The organism is Actinotalea sp. JY-7885 (genome assembly GCF_014525465.1).
In the GTDB taxonomy this organism is placed as follows: domain Bacteria; phylum Actinomycetota; class Actinomycetes; order Actinomycetales; family Cellulomonadaceae; genus Actinotalea.
Genome location: NZ_JACEXH010000325.1, coordinates 1 through 1,232 on the forward strand (window position 1 = coordinate 1; position 1,232 = coordinate 1,232).

Annotated in this window: 1 protein-coding gene; it reads right to left on the bottom strand. The window is 77.2% G+C overall.

Features of this window, described 5'->3' with window-relative positions; all coding sequences use genetic code 11:
* Positions 1 to 1,093: hypothetical protein (locus tag IDM29_RS16775; RefSeq protein ID WP_223148448.1), on the bottom strand; the 1,093-nt coding region annotated here is incomplete at its 3' end.
* Positions 1,094 to 1,232 lie beyond the last annotated feature (139 nt).

Consider the following 1,232-nt stretch of genomic DNA (forward strand, 5'->3'; position numbering starts at 1 on the left):
TCGGCGCCGGCGTCGGCGTCGGCGTCGGCGCGGGCGCGGCGGGTGGCGGCACGGGAGCGGCGGGTGGCGCGGCGGGCGCGTCGAGCGGTCCCACGAGGCCCAGGAGCGTCATCGTCACACCGACGCTCGCCGAGGTGTTCCGCACGGTGAGCGCACCGTCCTCCCCGAGGCGCACGTACGCGACGTTGGTGCTGTCGCGGCCGGGGTACGGGTTCAGGACCGAGGTCGCGGCGCAGGCGCCCGCGACCTGCGTCCCGGGGCACACCGTGAGGGCGGTGCCCCCCTGCGCGTCGTGGGCGCGGACCTGGATCTTGGCGGCCGTCGCGCCGGCGGGCGCACCGGCGGCGCGGATCGTGCGCGACTCCCCCGCGGCCAGGGTCGCCTCCAGGAGCGGGGCCGAGGCGGCGTGCACCTTCCCGGTGTCGGCGGCCACGAAGAACCCCTGGAGGTCCGCGTTGAGCCGGACGGAGCCGCGGTGGTTGTAGAGCACCACCTGGTCGCCGCGCGGGCCACCGAGGCCCACCACGGCGAAGTTCGACCGGTTGGCACCCGGGGCCGGGTTGAGCACCGAGGTCCTGGCGCAGTCGCGGACCGCGGTGCCGGCCGGGCACGCGGAGACGTAGCCGCGACGCGTCGCTGCGGCGTAACCGAGGTCGAGCGCCACCGCCGTGGCGCCGTCCGGGACGTCGGGGACCGTGAGCGTCACGGTCTGCTGCACGCCGACGCCCTGCCAGGACATGATCCGGCGCGGGTCGACCGGGACGAACCCGTCCTGGTCGGCCGTCGTCGCGTCGAGCACGAAGCCGTTGAGGTCGACGTAGACCGTCACGCCGCCGCTGCGGTTGCTCAGGGTGACCTCGCCCCCCTCGCTGAGCGGGGCGAGGACCTGACCGGGCGTGACGGGTCCGGGTGACGCCGCCAGCATCGACTCGGCGGGGCAGGTCTGCGCCGCACCGCAGGTGCTCAGCGTCGTGACGGCGCTGGCGTCCGCCGCCGTCACGTTGAGCACCGCGGCGGACGCCTCGGCAGGAACGGCGGGCACCCGCACCGTCACCGACTCCCCCGGCTCCAGACGCGAGGTCAGGAGCCGCACCGGCGTCACGGTGCGGATCGTCGACACGTCGGCGGCGGGGCGCATCGCCGGGGCCGCGGCCGGCGCGCCGGACGTCGCTGCAGGGCTCACCGCGGCCGACCGGCTGACCCGCTCGGCGGCCCCGCCGGGCAACGGCCCG